The 20,694-nt window shown below is 36.3% G+C and carries 17 protein-coding genes and 1 pseudogene; 6 read left to right on the plus strand and 12 right to left on the minus strand.

Annotated features, from left to right (window positions below; all coding sequences use genetic code 11):
* Positions 1 to 118: 118 nt before the first annotated feature.
* Positions 119 to 265: a hypothetical protein gene (locus AB3H93_RS04005; RefSeq protein WP_161637840.1), complete on the minus strand. Its 147-nt coding sequence runs from the start codon at positions 263 to 265 to the stop codon at positions 119 to 121.
* Positions 266 to 701: 436 nt separating this feature from the next.
* Here AB3H93_RS04005 and AB3H93_RS04010 point away from each other — a divergent pair, with 436 nt between their 5' ends.
* Both AB3H93_RS04010 and AB3H93_RS04015 read left to right on the plus strand, forming a co-directional pair.
* Entirely contained in the window at positions 702 to 2,471 is a 1,770-nt protein-coding gene (locus tag AB3H93_RS04010) for a CocE/NonD family hydrolase (protein WP_368020184.1), read from the plus strand.
* Between the two features lie 72 nt (positions 2,472 to 2,543).
* On the plus strand, positions 2,544 to 3,443 hold the full coding sequence (locus tag AB3H93_RS04015; protein ID WP_161651727.1) for a LysR family transcriptional regulator: 900 nt from the start codon (positions 2,544 to 2,546) through the stop codon (positions 3,441 to 3,443).
* Positions 3,444 to 5,389: 1,946 nt separating this feature from the next.
* Here AB3H93_RS04015 and AB3H93_RS04020 read toward each other — a convergent pair.
* A complete protein-coding gene (locus AB3H93_RS04020) occupies positions 5,390 to 5,587 on the minus strand; it encodes a cold-shock protein (RefSeq protein WP_010718754.1) in 198 nt (65 codons plus the stop codon).
* Positions 5,588 to 5,880: 293 nt separating this feature from the next.
* Complete coding sequence (locus AB3H93_RS04025; RefSeq protein ID WP_010719054.1) at positions 5,881 to 6,075, minus strand: hypothetical protein; 195 nt, start codon at positions 6,073 to 6,075, stop codon at positions 5,881 to 5,883.
* Between the two features lie 392 nt (positions 6,076 to 6,467).
* Between AB3H93_RS04025 and AB3H93_RS04030 the strand changes: the two are divergent.
* Positions 6,468 to 6,734: pseudogene (locus AB3H93_RS04030) on the plus strand (transposase); the annotation flags it as partial.
* 140 nt (positions 6,735 to 6,874) lie between these two features.
* Here AB3H93_RS04030 and lepA read toward each other — a convergent pair.
* Positions 6,875 to 8,710: a translation elongation factor 4 gene (lepA, locus tag AB3H93_RS04035; protein WP_010719053.1), complete on the minus strand. Its 1,836-nt coding sequence runs from the start codon at positions 8,708 to 8,710 to the stop codon at positions 6,875 to 6,877.
* 146 nt (positions 8,711 to 8,856) lie between these two features.
* Between lepA and AB3H93_RS04040 the strand changes: the two genes are divergently transcribed.
* Genes AB3H93_RS04040 through AB3H93_RS04050 form a run of 3 tightly spaced genes read left to right on the plus strand, consistent with a single transcriptional unit; the run spans position 8,857 to position 11,246 of the window.
* Complete coding sequence (locus tag AB3H93_RS04040; protein WP_010719052.1) at positions 8,857 to 10,077, plus strand: enhanced intracellular survival protein Eis; 1,221 nt, start codon at positions 8,857 to 8,859, stop codon at positions 10,075 to 10,077.
* A gap of 16 nt (positions 10,078 to 10,093) precedes the next feature.
* On the plus strand, positions 10,094 to 10,588 hold the full coding sequence (locus AB3H93_RS04045) for a nucleoside 2-deoxyribosyltransferase (RefSeq protein WP_010719051.1): 495 nt from the start codon (positions 10,094 to 10,096) through the stop codon (positions 10,586 to 10,588).
* A complete protein-coding gene (locus AB3H93_RS04050) occupies positions 10,581 to 11,246 on the plus strand; it encodes a hypothetical protein (protein ID WP_010719050.1) in 666 nt (221 codons plus the stop codon). The genes AB3H93_RS04045 and AB3H93_RS04050 overlap by 8 nt, the downstream gene beginning before the upstream one ends.
* 471 nt (positions 11,247 to 11,717) lie before the next feature.
* Here AB3H93_RS04050 and clpB read toward each other — a convergent pair whose 3' ends face one another.
* From clpB to AB3H93_RS04090, 8 genes are all read right to left on the minus strand, one after another.
* Positions 11,718 to 14,330 carry an ATP-dependent chaperone ClpB gene (gene clpB / locus AB3H93_RS04055; protein ID WP_010737669.1) on the minus strand — a complete coding sequence of 871 codons (2,613 nt, stop codon included), beginning with the start codon at positions 14,328 to 14,330 and terminating at the stop codon, positions 11,718 to 11,720.
* Between the two features lie 223 nt (positions 14,331 to 14,553).
* Positions 14,554 to 15,588, minus strand: coding sequence for a YbhN family protein (locus AB3H93_RS04060; RefSeq protein ID WP_368020185.1), 1,035 nt, complete (start codon positions 15,586 to 15,588; stop codon positions 14,554 to 14,556).
* Positions 15,589 to 15,598: 10 nt separating this feature from the next.
* The gene (locus AB3H93_RS04065; protein WP_010719047.1) at positions 15,599 to 15,871 is read right to left on the minus strand and encodes a DUF1294 domain-containing protein; all 273 of its coding nucleotides are present in this window, start codon (positions 15,869 to 15,871) and stop codon (positions 15,599 to 15,601) included.
* A 26-nt stretch (positions 15,872 to 15,897) separates the two neighbouring features.
* Entirely contained in the window at positions 15,898 to 16,803 is a 906-nt protein-coding gene (locus AB3H93_RS04070) for a diacylglycerol kinase family protein (protein ID WP_025480176.1), read from the minus strand.
* A 132-nt stretch (positions 16,804 to 16,935) separates the two neighbouring features.
* Positions 16,936 to 18,168, minus strand: a complete 1,233-nt coding sequence (pepT, locus tag AB3H93_RS04075; protein ID WP_010719045.1) for a peptidase T — start codon at positions 18,166 to 18,168, stop codon at positions 16,936 to 16,938.
* Between the two features lie 14 nt (positions 18,169 to 18,182).
* Positions 18,183 to 19,304: a Nif3-like dinuclear metal center hexameric protein gene (locus AB3H93_RS04080; RefSeq protein ID WP_368020186.1), complete on the minus strand. Its 1,122-nt coding sequence runs from the start codon at positions 19,302 to 19,304 to the stop codon at positions 18,183 to 18,185.
* A complete protein-coding gene (locus AB3H93_RS04085; protein WP_053766819.1) occupies positions 19,304 to 20,002 on the minus strand; it encodes a tRNA (adenine(22)-N(1))-methyltransferase TrmK in 699 nt (232 codons plus the stop codon). Before AB3H93_RS04085 ends, AB3H93_RS04080 begins: the two co-directional genes overlap by 1 nt.
* 116 nt (positions 20,003 to 20,118) lie before the next feature.
* A complete protein-coding gene (locus AB3H93_RS04090) occupies positions 20,119 to 20,553 on the minus strand; it encodes a lipoprotein (protein WP_368020187.1) in 435 nt (144 codons plus the stop codon).
* Positions 20,554 to 20,694 lie beyond the last annotated feature (141 nt).

Consider the following 20,694-nt stretch of genomic DNA (forward strand, 5'->3'; position numbering starts at 1 on the left):
TTGTAATGCTTTGATCACATTTGATTTGGTCAATGTATTATTGAATTGTGTTGCATATGCCTTCTGATAGTATACTTGCTTATACCGATGGCTGATTACACCGTCTTTGCCAGCTATATCAAAGTATCCCAGTAATCGTCTTGTTTATAGCATTACCGAATCGTCCATCGATCGTTAGTTTGATCATTTCCGGTTTGCTAAAAGGTAATAATTCCATGTCACTGGGACGAATCAATAAATCTTTTTTAACTAGTGACGGTTGCAAAGATGATTTTTATCAACTCCGTCAATTAATGATTGACTCTATCAATCAATCTATTTATGATACTCTTGCTTTATCTTCTAACATAACCTAGCAGTCTTCTTAGTATAGCTCTGCAAGAAAAGGGGACTTATCCATCTGATTTTTTTGCATTTACAAAATAACGATATCAACTACCCCAGCTTGAGAAAAATGATCATTGCTCTATTTATTCTTTCACTAGTGGGATCAATCATAGTGAAAAGAATAACTTTTCATATATTGACTTTTTTACAGAATCTAACTAGCTAGTTACATTTTTAGGGAATCTATTCATTTTTTGAATAACACAAAAAATTGGTGGATGACTATCCAAAAATACAATTTTACTTCTGAAATACTACCTCCTATAATTAAAACAGTTTAATTGATTCATACTATTTAATTGGAGGTAATAAAAATGACTGCAAAAATTACTGAAGAAATGTGCTTTAGCCCATCATTCGAATACATTGATAATGGGATTGAACACGGTGTCCTTAGTCCTTTTGAGACAAAAGAAATAACTTTAGAGAAAGGACAACTGATCGCAGAAGGATTCAAGCCATTATCTTGTGATATCAAAATGTTGAAGGATGTCCCTGTCAAACTACGTGATGGGGTGACAATATATACCGATATTTATTTACCGATTACTGATGAAAAAGTACCTGTTCTGATTGCTTGGAGCCCTTATGGAAAAAGTGCCGGAACCGCACCTCGTTATAAAAACCTATTCAACATGTTAGGTATGGGCAATCATTGGAATTCTGGCTTAACGAAGTTTGAAGCACCTGATCCAGCCTATTGGTGTACGCACGGATACGCTGTTTGTAATCCTGATATGCGTGGTATCGCTCATAGTGAAGGCGATACTACGATGATTGGCTCTCAAGAAGCAGAAGATGGCTATGATTTGATTGAATGGCTGGCTTCTCAATCTTGGAGTAATGGAAAAACAGCCCTGACAGGAACGTCCTATCTAGCTTTTTCGCAATGGTATATTGCTGCCGAACAGCCTCCACACTTAACTTGTATCAATCCTACTGAAGGGCTTGCTGACGGATATCGTGATTTGGCTTTTATTGGCGGAATTCCTGATAAAAATTTTATTGAACGATTACAAGTCAATCATGTTAGCGCAACAGGTGCGAAACGCGAATATTTAACAAAAGAAATGACTGCTTATCCATTAGCAAATGCTGCACTTTGGCAAGACAAAGTAGCTGATCCAAGTAAAATCATCGTGCCAGCTTTTGTTATTGCAAGTTATTCAAATACTTTGCATACAATAGGAACCTTCCGCTCATGGCGTTCTTTAGGATCGAAAGAAAAGTGGCTTCGTATCCATGATCGTCAAGAATGGCCATACTATTATGATGAAAGCAATACTGAAGAGTTGCGCCGATTCTTTGATTATTATTTACTGGGAAAAGAAAATGGCTGGCCAGACACTCCAACTGTGCGCTATTCTCTTCTAGATCTTCAAGGTGGAAACCAAACAGATATTCCAGCAGAATCTTTCCCACCGGCAACTAGCGAAAATAAACGCTATTACATGAATGGACAATTTCGTTCTTTACAAGAAACACCTGAACCTACAGACCTTCCTGTCAAATATCTAGCAGATAATCTACCTGGTCGTACTTCTTTCCAGATGACCTTTGATAAAGAAACCCACTTTGTTGGCTATCCGAAAGTGAAACTCTTCATTGAGGTCGATGGTTATGATGATATGGATGTTTTTGTATGGGTTCAAAAATTGGATACATTCGGAAATGTTTTAAGTGAATTTGTAGTTCCTAATCATGGTGCTGCCCTTCAAGATTTTACGCAAGAAGGTGCTTCTGCGTTGAGATATAAAGGTGCTTGGGGTCGACTACGTGCATCCATGCGCCATCTTGATAGTCAAGCGACTGATGAAATCCCTGCTTACAGCTTTGACCGAGTTGAAAAACTGTCTCCAAAAGAAATTGTTGATTTGGATATCAGTTTAAGTCCAATTGGCCTTTCTTACCAAGCTGGCGAGACTTTACGAATCGTTATAAGCACCAAAGATGAGCTCGGATCAGTAATGCCTGGAACACCTGGCTGTATACCGGATAATAAAGGAGCACATATTCTCCATACCGGCGGTGAGTATGCTTCTTATCTACAATTACCTGTTATGCAAACTTCAAACAATTCTTAGAAAAACTTGTGAAACTGACGTGTTAACTTTATACTAAGACTACCATAGTATCTTTACCAGAATGGAGTCATTATGAAGTTATCAACCTTAAGATTCTTTGTTGAAGTTGCTGCTGAAGGTAGTTTTACAAGAGCTGCACAAAAATTGTATGTGTCTCAACCTACTTTAAGCAGGCGAATACAAGAGTTAGAAGCTGAATTAGGTATTGCATTGTTCATTCGGCACACACATACCCTTACATTATCAAGTGCCGGTGAACAGTTCTTACGTGAAGCAACCGATGTTTTAAGACGAGTAGATTATCTGACACACATGTTTGATCAGCAAATAGAAACACGTAAATCTGCTCAATTATTAAAAATCGGTTATCCCTCAAGCTTTAATATGGGTAAAATGTATGAACTGTTTGAACAGTTCAAAATAAGTCATCCAACCATTAAATTTTTGATAAAGCAAGATACACCGATGAATTTGACAGAGGGGCTCTTAAATGATCAATATGATTTAGTGTTTAATTTATCACCTTATTTTAAACACACAAATAATATCGATACATTCGTATTTATTCAGAATCATTTACAGCTTGCTTTGCCTATTCGTCATCCACTAAGCGCTAAAAACAAATTATACTTTGAAGAATTGAGTCAAGAAACCTTTGTTTTACTGGAAAGAAAACACTCCCCTATGATTGTTGATTATGTCGTTAATCAGTTTGTTAAACATGGATTCAATGTAAAAGCAAATGCCTACGTGAAATCTCTTGACGAAGGACTATCAAAGGTATCAACGGGAGAAGGATTGGCTTTCTTATATTCCGGAATGAATGACGGAACTTTAGAAGATAAGTACCATATCAAAATCATGGATTTAGAAAATGATAATGACGAACAAAATATTGTAGTTGCTAGAAATGAAAAAATCCAAAATGATCTACTCAAAGAATTATTTTTATTTGTGAAAAATAATAGCTAGAAGCTGTTGAAGCCTGTATAGTAGGCTTCAACAGCTTCTGGTTTTATAATCCATTCTTTGAAAATTCGACACTAGTTTCATTAAATCCTCACAAACATAAGAATGAGAGCAAGAATAAAAGTACATCCTAATAAATCTCTTATAATATCAAACGAACTTTTGATTTTTTTCAGGTCTTTAACACCCCGATTATTTCCATAGGAATAATCGTTCTTACTCTGTAAACATTAACTAAATGAACATCTTCTACATGAGTAGATATGATTTTTACCATTGCAGAATAGGCATCTATTTTTTTTACTTCACCAACAAATGAGAAAATCCAAGGGAAATCTTTTCTTGGAATACAGCGACTCTTATCACCAACTTTTACTTTCTGTGTTGTTTAGAATTTTTAGTTGGAAGATCTGCTACCAATCCCCCAATTCTGTATGCACTTTTATAAAATCCGTCTTTCAATTTTGATTCTTATTCCCCTATTTTATCGATTATTTAATTACATTACTCACTGAGCATTGACTATAAATTTAATAAGAGATACACTTTTTTTAAAGTGATAGGGAGGAAAAAACATGACACTTCTCAGCAAACTTAACACTAATATATTGGTATACACCGGAATGATTCTTGTTATACTTAATGCTATTTTTTTTGATTTCAACCTTTTCATAAATATTTTGGGATTTGCTCTTATCTTATTTTCTAGCAGTGTCCTCAAATTAATTGGTAACTTTCTAAAAGATAATCACTAGTTGATTATCTTTTTTCTAAATAAATGCCTGTTGTGTCTCCTCCCCTTACTGCTGTTTTCAATTTTCAAAAGCTTTTCTTACTTCATATCACATCATTAATAATTTTCGTTAATGTATCAGAAGGATAGATACGCTTATTCAGTTTTTTTTTTCCTGTTCATAAAGTCATTCGAGCTTCCCTATCATCTCATCACCTAGAGAATAACTTGGACGTTTCTTCTTAAGTGGGACATCCGTTTTATTCAGCTACCTCACCTACTTTTCTCTTCTTTGGTTAGGTACATACAATCATACCTTGCACAGAATTGTTGCCTGCCTTACTATGTCTAATTAATGCTTTAGTGGTTCATCTAAGGTAAAAATCAAAGGTTAAACATTTTTCTTTTTTAAAAATGAAACGGTTGAACTTAGAAAGAACGCTTGAGGTTTGCCACCAAAAAAACACCGGTGGCAAATCTATGTAAACATGATCTAATTTTTACACTATTTTCAAACAATCACTACTATTTTTTCGATTCATCCTCATCTCGAAAAAATCGCTCTCCTTATTCTTTCCTCCTATATACCCTATTCTATTTTTGTGATTTTATTGAAAAAACATTGATTCATTTGATATTTTTGAAAAAATGCTACACGATAATGCCTTTGATCCTTCCCTTTCACATGTGGGAAAACCGTGGGAAAAACAGATAAAAAAGAGGTTGAGACAAAAGTGTTTAGCATCAAGAAATAAGAAGGAATTTCCGAAAATTGCTTCTCAAATTTTTGGTAAATTTCGGCTTATTTCCGAAGATGCTGCTTTTGTCTCACCGTTTATTCGTTTTAGAGATACTAAAAGAGCCTGAGACAAGTTTTGTCCCAGGCTCCTTTGCTATTTCTTCGGTTCATCCTCATCCATTTTCAGAACAGCCATGAAGGCTTCCTATAAGATTGTGTTATTCACAAAGTTTTTCTAATATCTATACATCATTATAAATCCTATTATACCAACTTTCATATTAAGCAAGAGCCTATTATTTAATACTTGCTGATACTCATATAATAATAATTGATATTTTATAAATGGGCGAAAAAATGGCGAATTTTCTTCTTTAATAGAATATTTTTTACCCTGTAGGACTCGAAGATACGACCGGACAGTTATGAGCCATTATATAAAAAAACCACCTCGATTGAGATGGTTAAAGTTCAACATTATTTTACGATATTTACCGCTTGAGGTCCACGTTGTCCTTCTTCAATATCATAAGAAACAGCTTGACCTTCATCTAATGTTTTGAATCCATCGCCTTGGATAGCTGAGAAGTGTGCAAATACGTCATTTCCATCTTCACCAGTGATAAATCCAAAACCTTTATCTGAGTTAAACCATTTTACTGTACCGTTATTCATATATATTTCCTCCTAATACGTATATAATACGTGTTTTGTTGCAATTAATATTACTTGGTAAAAGGAGTTTTTATAGTGTGAATATATCGCTCAGATTACGTTTCAAATTAGATTACTTAATTACTATAACACGGATGCAATGGTAACACAAGGATAACTGCTTGATACACTTTTTAATACAAAATTTGGAGTAAATATTTAGAATGATTAATTAAAGGATGAAAAAATTGAAAATAAACGACTAACGCCACTAATTACAATATTACATCATTTACTTAAAACTTTAATAAATTTTACTTTTCTACTATATTGACTATTGCTTTTCCACAAATTAATTCTTGTTCTAAAACTGATTTTATTTGCAATGCACATTCTTTTGAAAATGGTTCAGCCTCTTTCCATGATCCTAATAGTGGATAATTATTGATTACACTTTTGACATATTGTTTGTTTTTTACTCCTCGTGTTTGTACTTCTACATAATACATAGTGATACCTTCTTTATTAGTTTTTTATGTAAAGACTACTCTTATGAGTAGTCTCATAGATAATAAATCGCAGTAAAATACAGGAGATCTTTGTGAGGTTGATCGTAGTTACTACGAAATTTATTTTGTGCTACATAGTTTAACCTGAATAATGCGAATACAACATGTAATATCTTGTAGCACATTATAATTATAATCTATTAAATTAAGTTTTTTTATTCGTTTTTGTTATATCTAATATAAAAAATATTACCTGATAATAAAAAACATTATATTTAACCAAAAATGGCAGAATAGAAATACAATCTATTTTTTATAAAATAGATTAATCAAAAGCAACTAAAAAGAGCTACTCTTTCAAGTAGCTCTGAATAGATGTCATCAATCTTAAAAAGAAAAGAGATCATTCACTATTTGAGGACTGTTTATCCAGAGAAGTCAGCCGGCTACCTGAAACTTATGCGACAACTTTGCGAACATTTAAAAAGTTTCTGCCACAGATCCAAAATGCCCTCCGCTACAGTTATTCAAACGGACCACTAGAATGTTTAAACAACCATATTAAAATATTAAAACGCAATGCTTATGGGTTTCGAAATTTTTATCATTTCAAACGACGGATCATGATTCGACACGGTAAAACTATTTTAACCAAATAAAAAGAACAGAAAGAAGTTTTTCTTCTTTCTGCCCCAAATTATTCTAAGATTTTTCTTTACCAACATCATTTGACAAAGAGCCTGGAAAAACCGTGGGAAAAACAGATAAAAAAGGTCTAGCTCAATGGCTAGACCCTTTGCTATTTCTTCGGTTCATCCTCATCCATTTTCAGAACAGCCATGAAGGCTTCTTGTGGGACTTCGACGCTGCCGATTTGTTTCATTCGTTTCTTTCCTTCTTTTTGTTTTTCAAGAAGTTTGCGTTTCCGTGAAACGTCTCCACCATAACATTTTGCTAAAACGTTTTTACGTAATGCTTTGATATCTGAACGAGCAACGATTTTTTGTCCGATAGCTGCTTGAATCGGCACTTCAAATTGTTGACGTGGAATTAGTTTTTTCAGTTTTTCAACGATTGCTTTTCCTCGTTCGTAAGCAAAGTCTCGGTGAACGATGAAACTTAACGCATCGACTTTTTCTCCATTTAATAAAATATCCATTTTTACTAACTTGCTCTTTTGATAACCAGACATTTCATAATCCAAGGAAGCATAGCCTTTCGTGCTGGATTTTAGTTTATCGAAAAAGTCAAAAACGATTTCAGAAAGTGGAATGTTATAAACGACATTCACTCGATAATCATCTAAATAATCCATTGTGATAAATTCTCCACGTTTTCTTTGGGATAATTCCATCACTGCACCAACGAAGTCATTTGGAACCATGATTTGTGCCTTGACAAAAGGTTCTTCAACATCTTGGATCGTTACTGGTTCTGGAAAATCTGCCGGGTTATCGACGACTGTCATAGACCCATCTGTTTTATTCACATGATAGATTACAGAAGGTGCCGTTGTGATCAACTCTAAGTTGAACTCACGTTCCAAACGTTCTTGGACTACATCCATGTGTAATAAGCCTAAGAATCCACAACGGAAGCCAAAACCAAGTGCTTGTGAGGTTTCAGGTTCAAACTGTAGTGCTGCGTCGTTTAGTTGTAATTTTTCAAGTGCTTCACGCAGATCATTGTAGCGGGAAGTATCAATTGGATATAATCCACAGTAAACCATTGGATTCATTTTACGGTATCCAGGTAGCGCTTCTTCTGCTGGATTATCTGCCAACGTAACTGTGTCCCCTACTCGCGTGTCTTGGACCGTTTTGATGCTTGCCGTGATATACCCTACATCACCGACCATCAAGAAATCTCTAGCAACAGCTTTGGGTGAAAAGACTCCCACTTCTGTCACATCAAATGTTTTGCCGTTACTCATCAATTTGATTTTATCGCCTGGTTTGACCATGCCGTCTGTGATTCGAACATTCAGAACGACTCCTCGATAACTATCGTACACGGAATCAAAGATCAATGCTTTCAAAGGGGCATCCAGATCGCCTGATGGGGCTGGTACATATTCAACGATTTGTTCAAGTATTTCTTCAATCCCAATTCCTGCTTTAGCACTAGCCAGGACTGCCTCACTGGCATCGATTCCGATAACATCTTCGATTTCTTGTCGTACACGTTCTGGATCAGCAGCTGGAAGATCGATTTTATTGATGACTGGCAAAATTTCCAGATCATTATCCAAAGCTAAGTAAACATTTGCTAATGTTTGAGCCTCGATTCCCTGTGCCGCATCAACTACTAATACCGCACCTTCACAGGCTGCTAAACTCCTTGATACTTCATAAGTGAAATCGACGTGCCCAGGGGTGTCGATTAGATGGAAGATATAGGTTTCGCCATTTTTGGCTGTATAATTCAATTCGACAGCATTTAATTTAATCGTGATTCCACGTTCACGCTCTAGATCCATTGAGTCTAATAGCTGATCCTGCATTTCACGAGACGTCACAGTGTTCGTCTTTTCCAGAATACGATCGGCCAGCGTTGATTTTCCATGGTCGATATGAGCAATGATCGAAAAATTTCGAATTTGCTCTTGTCGTTGTTTCATTTTTTTTATATCCATAGCGTCTCCTCTTTTCGTTTAATCAGCATCTCTCATTATATCAATGAAAAGCATGAATTTAAAGACTTTTTACCTAGTCAGCTTTAGAAGTTTTTTTTATGAAAATTTGCTATACTAATAACAAGTAAATAATTGGAGATGAAAGAATGGATGAAAAAGATTTCAGAGAAAATCTTGAATTAAAACCTGTTACTGAAAAAGATGTTGATCAATTCAATGAGTTATTGTCTTATGTCTTTCAAGTAACAGAAGCAGACATCGAAGAAAGTGGTTTTGAAAGCAAAGGGGCATTTATTCGCTCCAAGCGCCCAATTTTGGAACTATCGGAAGTATTTGGCTGGTTCCACCATAACAAATTGATTTCTCAAATTGCGATCTATCCATGTGAAGTCAACATCCACGGTAAACCATACAAAATGGGGGGCGTTACCGGTGTCGGAACGTATCCTGAATATGCAAATCATGGATTGATGCAAGATTTGATCTTGGTTGCGTTAGATAATATGCGTAAAAACAAACAATGGATCTCTTATCTTTATCCCTATAGCGTGCCTTATTATCGACGCAAGGGTTGGGAAATCATGTCTGATAAGTTGACATTTAAAATTCGTGATACCCAATTACCGAAGAATGTTCCTGTGGATGGGATGGTTGAACGATTACCAGTGGATCATCCAGATGTTTACCGAGTGTATCAGAAATTTGCGGCTCAAAATCACGGTGCTTTGTTTCGTAGCCAATTTCATTGGGAAGAATATTGGCGATTTGAAAATAAAGAGGAACGGACAGCTGCGATCTACTATACGAAAGAGCATGAACCAATTGGTGTTTTATTTTATTGGGTCGCTGAAGAAATTTTCCATGTTAAAGAGATGTTTTACTTGAATCAAGAAGCTCGGAATGGTTTATGGAATTTTATTTCAGCACACTTTTCAATGGTTTACTGGGTTCACGGTGACATCTACAAAAATGAGCCACTGGCTTTCTTGATTGAAGATAGTCAAATAAAAGAACAGATCGAGCCTTACTACATGGCGAGAATCGTAGATGTCAAAGAGTTTCTGAAGCAATTCCCCTTCGTTTCTACTGCGAAACCTTTCCACTTTGTTGTCGAGGACCCTATCGCCTCATGGAACAATGGTGTTTTTGGGTTGGTCTGGAACGAAGACGGACAATTGGATGTCGTGGACGAACCTGTCGGACAATCGGTTCAGTTGTCCATTCAAACATTAAGTTGTTTGATGATGAATTATCGTCGCCCTTCTTATCTTGCAAGGATCGAACGAATCAAAACAGATGATGAAACACTTAAAACACTTGAATTGATTCTTCCAAATATGGAAGCTTATTTCAGTGACTATTTCTAAGAAAAGGACGATGAAAATGAATATTTATTTTGCTGCCCCACTTTTTGCGAAAAGTGACTTATTATATAATGCGAAACTTGTAGAAGAAATCAGGAGTCTTTCCAATGAATTAACCATTTATCTTCCGCAAGAAAACGAAGCGATCAATGATAAAACAGCCTATGCTGATAGTCAGATGATTGCTTTAGCCGATACAGAAAAGGTGTTGGAAAGTGATTTGATGATTGCACTATTAGATGGTTTGACCATTGATCCTGGTGTTGCATCCGAAATTGGTGTTGCCTATGCTAAAGGGATTCCTGTCATTGGATTGTATACAGATAGTCGGCAACAAGGCGGTACCCACCCGCAAAAAATTGCTGCTTTACAAGAAGTAGCTGAAAACCAATTCCATTATTTAAATCTTTATACAATTGGGTTAATCAAGCTAAATGGCGCTCTCGTAACTAGTGAAGAAGCGTTACTCAGTCAAGTAAAGACTTACTTAGATGGAGGTTTGAGTCATGAATAAGACAATGAAAAAAATCCAACTTGCACTTGTTGCTTTTGGTGTGTTTGTGGTTTGTTATAACCTTTATGAATTTATTACTAAAAAATATTCAACTACTCAGGGAGTTACTTTCATCATCGAATCTTTAGCTGGGATTCTATTGATTTTTCTCCCTCAGATCGTTAGAAAGATCGCAAAATTATACGTTCCAGATGCCATTGTTTTATTTTATTGGTTTTTCTTGTTTATTTCCGTGTTCTTAGGTACCGGTATGCATTTGATCAGTATCATTTCATTCTGGGATAAAATTTTACACGCCGTTAGTCCTATGGTATTGACTGCCCTAGGTTACGGATTGATCGGCTTATTATTGAAAGATGCACCAATTGCGAAGACTAGTCCATGGTTGTTTTTACTGTTTGGTTTTGCCTTTGCTGGCCTCTGTGGCGTGTTCTGGGAATTTTGGGAATTTCTCTGTGATCAATTCTTAGGAATGAATCTCCAACGGTTTGCCGCTTCAGATGGCACCTTATTTGTCGGACGAGCTGCTTTGATGGACACGATGGGTGATTTATTCACAAATACGATTGGTGCATTGGTCATGGGAATCTTTGCTTGGACCCAAGGAAGAAACAATCGTGATTATTTTGAAAATTATCGGTTGAAAATTTTGAAATAGAGCAAAAAAAATATCACATTAAAGAATTGTGACAAAAGTGAGATGCTTCCTAAAAATTGTGCGTGAAAACGTCAATGGTTAGGTGGCATCTCATTTTTTCTCACCCACTTATTTCTTATCATCAACCCTTACGGTGATTTTGTTACCATTCCCAATGAAAATTGTACTTAGTGACAAGGGTTGAAATGATGGGAACCAAAGAAGATATTTACCTGCCCACTCCTATTTATATGGGGAATAAAAACATTACCTTAGTAGATGAACTTGGAGATAACGATTGAAATCAACTTATTTTATGAATGATTTATTCAGACTTATGACCAAATTACAAAAAAACAATAAAGCTAGGTTGTTGACCTAACTTTATTGTTTTATTTTTTTGAGAGCTGAGATGGTGTGTGGCTCAACTAAACATTTGATCGATTCTACTGTTTGCCAACACCCGTTTTCTTGCGAAAGCTTACCGTTTCTTTACTCTTCCGTGTCTTCAAGTTCTTCCGTTTGGAAATGAAGTTTCTCTGCTAGCAAGGTAATCGTTACTTTAGATTTTGGTAAGATGTGTCCTGCTACGATTTCTTTGGCTAATGGTGTTTCTACTTCTTTCGTAATAAAGCGTTTCAATGGTCGAGCCCCGTATGCTGGTTCGTAGGCATTTTCTGCGATCCATGTTTTGGCTTCGTCGCTGATTGTTAGATGAATTTCTTGATAATCCAATCGTTTTGCCAATTGTGCCACCATTTTATCAACGATTCCTTTCACATTTTCAAGACTTAATGGTGTGAATAAAATCGTATCATCGATTCGATTTAAGAATTCTGGTTTGAAATGACCTCGAAGGATCGTTCTTACTTGTTCTTCCACTTCTTCAGGGATAGTGCCATCTGCTGACACTCCTTCTAATAACAGTTGAGAACCAATGTTGCTGGTCATGATAAGAACGGTATTTTTGAAGTCAACCACACGTCCTTTAGAATCAGTTAACCGCCCATCATCTAATACTTGTAACAAGATATTGAAGACATCTGGATGGGCTTTTTCGATTTCATCGAGTAAAACGATCGTATAAGGATTTCTGCGAACGGCTTCCGTCAATTGTCCGCCTTCTTCATAGCCAACATAGCCTGGAGGAGCCCCAACCAAACGAGATACGGCATGTTTCTCCATATACTCACTCATATCGATCCGCACCATGTGCTCTTCAGAATCAAATAAGTTTTCTGCTAAAGCTTTCGCTAATTCTGTTTTCCCAACTCCGGTTGGTCCTAAGAATAAGAAAGAACCTAGTGGGCGGTTTGGATCTTGCAATCCTGCTCGAGAGCGAATGACCGCATCACTGACTGCATCTACTGCTTCATCTTGTCCAATCACACGTTTATGCAATGTTTCGTTGAGCTTGATTAGTTTTTCTCGTTCCCCTTCAACTAATTTCGTGACTGGGATACCAGTTAAACGTCCAACCACTTGCGCAATTTCGTTTTCAGTGACTGATTCTTGAACCATTTTGATTTCACTGTCTTTAGCTTTTGCTTCCAATTCCTTTAATTCTTTTTCTAATTGAGGAATCGTTCCATGTCTTAGGACGGCAGCCCGTTCTAAATCATAGTTGTTTTCTGCATCTTCTAATTCATGTTTGGCTTTATCGATTTCCGCACGTTTAGAAGAAACGCTATTGACTTCTTGTTTTTCTGTTTCCCATTGCATTTTCATCGAGTTTGCTTCTTCACGAAGATCAGCTAACTCTTCTTGTAGATTTTTCAAACGTTTTTTACTTGCATCGTCGGATTCTTTTTTCAATGCTGCTTCTTCGATCTCTAATTGCATCAAGCGACGAGTCACTTGGTCTAGCTCAGTCGGCATAGAGTTCATTTCTACTCGGATCGTTGCACTTGCTTCATCGATCAAATCAATTGCTTTATCTGGTAAAAAGCGGTCTGTGATATAACGGTCAGATAAAGTTGCAGCAGCGACTAATGCATTATCATGAATGTTGACTCCATGATGAATCTCAAAACGTTCTTTCAATCCTCGTAAGATACTGATTGTATCTTCTACTGTCGGTTCTTTGACTAAGACTTTTTGGAAACGTCGTTCTAATGCTTTATCTTTTTCCATATATTGACGATATTCATCTAATGTAGTAGCACCGATTAAATGCAATTCACCTCGAGCAAGCATTGGTTTCAATAAATTTCCAGCATCCATGCTGCCTTCAGTTTTCCCTGCACCAACGATATTATGGATTTCATCAATAAATAAGATGATTCGTCCATCACTTTTCTTGACTTCTTTCAGCACAGCTTTTAATCGTTCCTCAAATTCACCACGGAATTTAGCACCAGCAATCAATGCCCCCATGTCTAATGAAAAGATCGTTTTATCTTTCAAGTTTTCTGGCACGTCTTTTCGTACGATACGTTGTGCTAACCCTTCTACAATTGCTGTTTTACCGACACCAGGTTCACCAATCAATACTGGATTATTCTTGGTTTTACGAGATAAGATACGGATAACATCCCGAATTTCTTCATCACGTCCAATGATTGGATCCATTTTCCCGCTTCTGACTTGTTGAACAAGATCAACGCCGTATTTTTCTAATGCTTTATATTGTTCTTCTTGATTTTTAGATGTCACCTTTTCTCCTCCTCTCATGTCTTCGATATTTTTACGTAACTCTTTTTCTGATAAACCATTTTTGGTCAAATAAACCGTCAATGGATAATTTTTCAATTTCATCAAGGCTAAAATTACTATCTCTGTTGAAAGAAATTCATCGCCAAAACTTTCTCTTAACTGGTCTGCTTCATTTAATAAACGGAATAGATTTTGGCTTAGATTCTGACCATATTGGACGTTTCCCCCTGAAACTGTGGGATATTCATCTAATACACGATCTACTTCCTTTTCAAACGTATCAACATCCATTCCCGCATCAGTGTATAGATTGCGCCCAAAATGGTTTGGTTGTAAAAAAATCTTCCACAAATGCGCAATATCAATTTCTTGATGTTTTCTTGTGACAGCGATTTGTTGCGCTTCAGCAATCGCTTCTTGAAGCGTGGTTGTCATTTTTTCAATGTTCATTTTACTTACCTCCTGAATATAAAATTTCAATATTCAATATGATACATCTCGTTCCAATAAACATTATACCTCTTTGGTCAGTCTTGGTCAAAAGATAACCTCGCTTATTTTATCGTAAATAAGTGATCAAAAAAAACACAACAGAGGCCTCTTGGATGGACTTACTGTTGTGTTTTGGATCTAATAATATGACTCAATACAATTGCTGTAATGGTCAATTTGATTATTTTTTATTGTTTTTAACATCTTGGATCTCTTGTTTGATTACCTTTCGACGATCAGCAATCACGTAACATAACCCATAAATAAAAGGTAAGATAAATGAGCTAAACCGATACAGTAATAAAGAAGAAAAAGCATCTACGGTTCCCACAAGTGGTCTGAATAACAATAGATAGACAAATTCAAATGACCCGATTCCAGCTGGTGTAGGGATGACACCAGATAATACTACCGCAAAACTGATGAATGAAAAGGTCAATAGAAAGTCGATTGTAGGATGGTTTTCAACCAAAAAGAGATAGGGCATGATATACCAAAAAATAAGTTTGACCATATTCCAAAAATAGATGCGTAATAGAGCTGTTCGATCTTTGACAATTGTCTGGACAGTTTCTCTCAACGAATAGATTTGTGTATTACATGTATCTACCCAACCTCTGATGCGTTCACTTCGAAACAGTTTGTTTGAGATACTCATAAAGAAAATTTGTAGATTCAGACTCATTGAGACCATCAATAAAAAGGCAATGATCAGCCCAGTTAAAATAATGCCAGCAATAATGAACCAAATCATGTTTGGTCCTTTGGAATAAAATAAAGAGAACTGGATGATCAAACCAATGATCGCATAGGTAATCACGGCTAATTTATACATAATCATATGCAACGCAGTGACACCTGCACCTTGTGAGTATTTCATTCCTTTTTTATTATAAAAATAAATTTCTGAAATCAAAGTTCCCGTTCCAAATGAAACGATTCGATAAAATGCAATATAGCAAGACGTCCAAAAACCATCCCAAGTGGAAAATGTTGGTTCGAACGGCTGGGCAATCTCTTTGATTGAACGCCCTTCTGCCACCTGATAGATCGTTCCTAACAAGAATGCCGCTACCAGAACGATAAAGCTTGTAGACAGCAATTCAGCGAAAATATCTGCAAAAGATTGGTTGATCAAATAATAAATAATGGCAAAAATTCCAATCAATAAGAATAGATTTAACGCTATTTTCGTTTTTGCACCTTTTGTCGCCATCAATTACTCCTTAATGAAAAAAATAAATCAACAGTAAATCCACCAATACACCTAGTACAAATCCTACTGTAAATTTCTTTTTTCTCGTTTTATGATGGAATACTTTACGAGAAATTAATCCCCCAATTCCACCGCCTAATAAACTAACAAAAATCAAATTATTTTCTGGAACGCGCCAACCGCCTTTTTTTGCTTGATACTTATCGTAACCCATCAAACAAAATAAATATAAATTGACAATCACTAAATAAAACCACAAAGGATTGTGTAGTAAAGCTTCCATACGTGTTTTCCTCCACCTCTAGCACATCATTTTTGCTCTTCTTTAGGAGCAAAGACCGACAACCCTTTTTTGACTACGACTAATTCGATAGGCAGATTATCTGTCGTATCACCATCTGTACGAGTGCCAACTGATTTTTCCCGTGCTTGGATATTGATTTGACTAGCAGTCAAATAATTGATACCTGGGACAGAGTAAATTTTTCCTTTGATTAAACGAGGCAAATAAAAAACAAATCGAAAAATATCTAAAGATGGGATGATTGTGACATGAAACATACCATCATCGGGTGAAGCTGAATCATCAAAATTCGTGTAACCACCTACTGAGTTAGACATTGTGACTGTCAATAATTGTGTTTTTCCTCGCCAATGTTCTTTTTCTGTTTTGATATCTAAATGATACTTTCTCTTTTTTAATAATAACTTGATGAACCGTTTGATAAAAATCCAAGAACCATATTTTTGCTTTTCTTTTTGACTGATCCAAACAGCTGTATCTGCCAGTATACCGATCGTTAAAGTTGAGATAATGACTTCATCATTGACTTTTCCATAATCGATTTGACGGATTTGTCCCTCTAAGATAATGTCTGCAGCTTTTTCCTTTTCTAATGGAATACCGAGAACACGGGCTAAATTATTGACTGTTCCTCCTGGTAGTAGTCCTACTTGATAATGCTCAAGTTTATCTTGAAAAGCCTGTACAATATGATGGATCGTGCCATCCCCTCCGATTACGATTAAGGTATCTGCGTGCGTTTCTTCAGCTTTTTTGACTAATGTCTCATGCTTGATCGAAGGACCTGTTTCCGTTAGATTGATGATTAGTTCTGGTCGTTTCTTTAAGGCATATTCTTTAAACCAGCTTGCTAATTTTTCACCTTCATCTTGTCCTGAGCTTTGATTATAAAAAACTAGCAATTTTTCCATTTCTTTCTTCCTCCCATTTTTACACAAAAACCAAGGGGTCAGACGTTCCATTGTTGGAATACGCCCACCCCCAGCTAAAAGGATAGATCCACTTCGTTCACTTAATTGATCCATCCACGTTCCTATTTGATTTTATACGTTTGTATTCAATTCTGCAATTTTTACAATCACATCTGTTGCTTTTTCCATCACTTGCAGAGAAACAAACTCAAATCGGCCGTGCATATTTTCGCCACCTGCGAACAAATTAGGCGTTGGAATGCCTAGATAAGAAATTTTCGATCCATCTGTTCCACCTCGTACTGGTTCAATCACAGGCTCGATTTCTAAATCGATCATCGCTTGTTTTGCTAATTCCACAATGCTCATATCTTTTTCAATAATTTCTCGCATATTATAGTACTGATCATACATATCAACTTTCACACGTGTCTGATCGAAGCGACTATTTAGTTTTTCTTGGATTTCAGTAATTTTCGCTTTCCGTGCTTCAAATTTTTCTCGATCGTGGTCACGGATAATATAACTCATAGTTGCTTCTTCGACATTTCCATTTAATCCCATCAAATGGAAGAACCCTTCATAACCTGTCGTTTTTTCTGGGACTTCATCTGCTGGTAGTTGATTATGGAAGTCTATCGCTAATTGTAATGCATTGATCATCGTATCTTTGGCTGTACCAGGATGGACATTTTTTCCTTGAATTGAAATATTAGCCTGAGCTGCGCTGAATGTTTCATATTGCAATTCGCCTAAAGGTCCACCATCAACGGTATAGGCAAAATCAACATCAAACTGCTGGACATCAAATTTATCTGCCCCTACCCCAATCTCTTCATCTGGTCCAAAAGCTACTTTGATCTCACCATGAGGGATAGTTGGGTTTTTCAGCAGAATTTCCATTGCGGTCATAATTTCAGCGATCCCAGCTTTATCGTCCGCACCTAACAACGTACTGCCATCAGTTGTGATCAATGTGTGTCCTTCGTAGTTTTTCAAATTAGGGAAGTCTTTGGTATTTAATGTATAATGTTCTTCACTATCTAGAACAATCGTTGATTCCCCATCGTAGTTCTCAATGATTTGTGGATTAACATTTACTGCATTGAAATCTGCGGTATCCATGTGGGCAATGAAACCGATCGAGCGAACTTTCTTTTCAATGTTACTTGGCAATGTTCCTATAACAAATCCATTTTCTTCATTGTAAAATACATTGGTTAGTCCTAAATCTTCTAATTCCTTTTTTAAGACTTGCGCAAAAGCGACTTGTGTTTGTGTTGAAGGAGTCGTTTGACTACTTTCATCAGATCTGGTTTCAGTCTTAACATAGCGTAAAAAACGTGGTAAAAGATTTTCGTACATACAACAGCTCTCCTTTAGTTAAATTGAAATGGGTTCGTATCCGTTTCTGAAACAAAGAAATCAACGGTCCAATTTTCTTCTTGTTTCCATTTCTCAAATTTTTCGACAAACTTTTCTTTACATAAAGATTCAATATAATGACCTGGATCAATCGCAATCAAGCCTGCACTTTGCATATCTTGAGCTGTGTGGTAATAGATATCTCCAGTAATATAAACATCCGCTTTTTGAGCTAATGCATAAGGATAGAACTTTTCGCCACTACCACCACAAATGGCGATTCTTTTAACAGTGCTCTTTGTATGAGTTGGACGAACAACTCGTAGCCCTTCTAAGTGGAAGACTTCTTTTACTTTAGATACAAAGGTATCTAAATCAAGCGCTTCTGGTAATTCTCCGATTCGACCGATCCCCCAGGTTTGAGTCGGTTCGTCAATTGAAAACAAATCAAATGCTACTTCTTCATAAGGATGGACACGATACATAGCTGATAACACTTTTTCCTCACGGTCTTCAGGAAAAATCACTTCCACTTTAGCTTCTTCTACCTTTTCTAGTTGGCCATTTTTACCAATTGCGGGATGTGCCTGTTCATTCGGTCGAAAACGACCTTCTCCAATACTGGTAAAACTTGTATGATCGTAATGACCTTGTTCACCCGCACCAGCCTCAGCTAAAGCCTTACGTAATTTGTCAGCGTCTTCGATCGGTACATAAACAGCTAGTTTTTTGTAATGCCTTGTATGTGTCTTTAACAAATAATTTTCGACATTGATTCCTAATGCTTCACAAAACCAATCATTCAATCCATCCTCGATAATATCCATATTGGTATGTGCTGCATAGACAGCAATATCATGTTTTAATAAATCAGCATACATTTTTTCTTGTGGATGATCCGTTATTAATCGTTTAATTGGTCGAAAAATGGGAGGATGTTTAGCAATTAACAAATCAATCTTTTTTTCGATGGCTTCTTGCACAACTTCTGGACGAACATCTAACGTCATCATTATGCGTTGAATCGGTTTATTTAATGTTCCGAGGTGTAGCCCCACAGGATCTCCTTCTTCAGCCAACCATTGAGGACAATATTCTTCAAATTTGCGAATAAATTCATTACCGTTGATCGCCATTAAGCTAAAACCTCCTCGATCATCTGGATTTCTTTTTTTATCGCTTCAACACGTTCTTCTTGGTTCTGTGCTTGTGACAATTGTTTTAAAATCGCTTGTCTTTGTTTTAATTCTCTTTGCCATTTCTTTTGGAAGACCACTGTTTTTCCTTGCAATAAAAATGGACCAAACAGAATCTCTTCCTCATTATAGATATGCTTCGTCGGTGTTTTTTCAGCTACAATGATTTCATAGATTTTTTTGTTTTCCTCTAAAATCTCTTCTGCAATGATTTGATAGTGATTGTCTTGCAACCATTTTCTCACTGCTTGCTCGCCAATATTTGGTTGGAGAATCAAACGCTCCTTCCCTGTTAAACGATGCTGTTTGGCGCCTGCTTCTAAAATATCTCGAATCAAAGCCCCACCCATACCAGCAATCGTGATCGCATTGATCTGATCTGTTGGCTCAATCGCATCTAATCCGTTAGCTAAACGAACAACGATCCGCTTTTCTAAACCATTTTTCTGTACTTGTTTTTTTGCTGACTCATAAGGGCCTTTCACCACTTCGCCAGCTACAGCAAATTCAATTTTATCCTTTAACATTAATGCAACTGGCAAGTAAGCGTGGTCAGAGCCAATATCTGCTAAAAACGCTCCTGTTGGGACATGTTCTCCCACTAATGCTAAGCGTTTCGATAAATCTAAGTGGTTCATACCTTCACTCCTTCCCCCTCATTATAACATTTTCCCTATAAATGAAGGAGATTTGAAAAAGAAAAATTTCAAATCTCCTGATGAGCTATTTGCTTTTACGAAACGTTTAACACTGACTATTCAATAACTCTTGCCTCAATGATCGAATTACCAGGAATTTGCGGAGGGATTGACATTGTCATAATTGGTTTTTCTTTTAAAGTAAACTTGATCTCGTCACCTTTTTGAAAAGATTCCTTACCTCCGACTAATTGATCATTCGAAACATTTAGTGTTACACCATCATTATCAAAAGAGGTTCCAATATTCTCGGGGTCTTCGATTTCATCTACATTGACCACTTTGATTTGAATGGTATCATCGACTGAGTCATCAATACTTTCAATTTCACCCTTAAAAATACTTTGTCCTTCGTTAGAAGAATCCTTCGCTTTAGTCGTTGTTTCCGCACTAATCGAATCGATCGATGCCTCATTTTTATCTCCATTACCACAACCTGTTAGCGAAAAAAGTAACCCTGTCGCCAACAAACAAGAAAAAATCACTTTCATATCTTTATCCTCCGGCTAATTATTTACATTACTTCAATTGATGATCGTTCTTTGACTTTTTATTTAGTTGACGATAATCAATATATTCTGTTTTTAGTCGTTCAATTTTGTTTTTGATACTTGTTCATCAGAAATTTATGG

Origin of the sequence: Enterococcus sp. C74, from assembly GCF_040887125.1 — a bacterium.
Taxonomy (GTDB): Bacteria; Bacillota; Bacilli; order Lactobacillales; family Enterococcaceae; genus Enterococcus_B; species Enterococcus_B hirae.

Excerpts from the sequence above, each read along its gene's own strand:
- AB3H93_RS04010 (WP_368020184.1), top strand. The coding sequence starts at position 702 with ATGACTGCAAAAATTACTGAAGAAATGTGCTTTAGCCCATCATTCGAA.
- AB3H93_RS04015 (WP_161651727.1), top strand. The coding sequence starts at position 2,544 with ATGAAGTTATCAACCTTAAGATTCTTTGTTGAAGTTGCTGCTGAAGGT.
- AB3H93_RS04020 (WP_010718754.1), bottom strand. The coding sequence starts at position 5,587 with ATGAATAACGGTACAGTAAAATGGTTTAACTCAGATAAAGGTTTTGGA.
- AB3H93_RS04025 (WP_010719054.1), bottom strand. The coding sequence starts at position 6,075 with ATGTATTATGTAGAAGTACAAACACGAGGAGTAAAAAACAAACAATAT.
- lepA (WP_010719053.1), bottom strand. The coding sequence starts at position 8,710 with ATGGATATAAAAAAAATGAAACAACGACAAGAGCAAATTCGAAATTTT.
- AB3H93_RS04040 (WP_010719052.1), top strand. The coding sequence starts at position 8,857 with ATGGATGAAAAAGATTTCAGAGAAAATCTTGAATTAAAACCTGTTACT.
- AB3H93_RS04045 (WP_010719051.1), top strand. The coding sequence starts at position 10,094 with ATGAATATTTATTTTGCTGCCCCACTTTTTGCGAAAAGTGACTTATTA.
- AB3H93_RS04050 (WP_010719050.1), top strand. The coding sequence starts at position 10,581 with ATGAATAAGACAATGAAAAAAATCCAACTTGCACTTGTTGCTTTTGGT.
- clpB (WP_010737669.1), bottom strand. The coding sequence starts at position 14,330 with ATGAACATTGAAAAAATGACAACCACGCTTCAAGAAGCGATTGCTGAA.
- AB3H93_RS04060 (WP_368020185.1), bottom strand. The coding sequence starts at position 15,588 with ATGGCGACAAAAGGTGCAAAAACGAAAATAGCGTTAAATCTATTCTTA.
- AB3H93_RS04065 (WP_010719047.1), bottom strand. The coding sequence starts at position 15,871 with ATGGAAGCTTTACTACACAATCCTTTGTGGTTTTATTTAGTGATTGTC.
- AB3H93_RS04070 (WP_025480176.1), bottom strand. The coding sequence starts at position 16,803 with ATGGAAAAATTGCTAGTTTTTTATAATCAAAGCTCAGGACAAGATGAA.
- pepT (WP_010719045.1), bottom strand. The coding sequence starts at position 18,168 with ATGTACGAAAATCTTTTACCACGTTTTTTACGCTATGTTAAGACTGAA.
- AB3H93_RS04080 (WP_368020186.1), bottom strand. The coding sequence starts at position 19,304 with ATGGCGATCAACGGTAATGAATTTATTCGCAAATTTGAAGAATATTGT.
- AB3H93_RS04085 (WP_053766819.1), bottom strand. The coding sequence starts at position 20,002 with ATGAACCACTTAGATTTATCGAAACGCTTAGCATTAGTGGGAGAACAT.
- AB3H93_RS04090 (WP_368020187.1), bottom strand. The coding sequence starts at position 20,553 with ATGAAAGTGATTTTTTCTTGTTTGTTGGCGACAGGGTTACTTTTTTCG.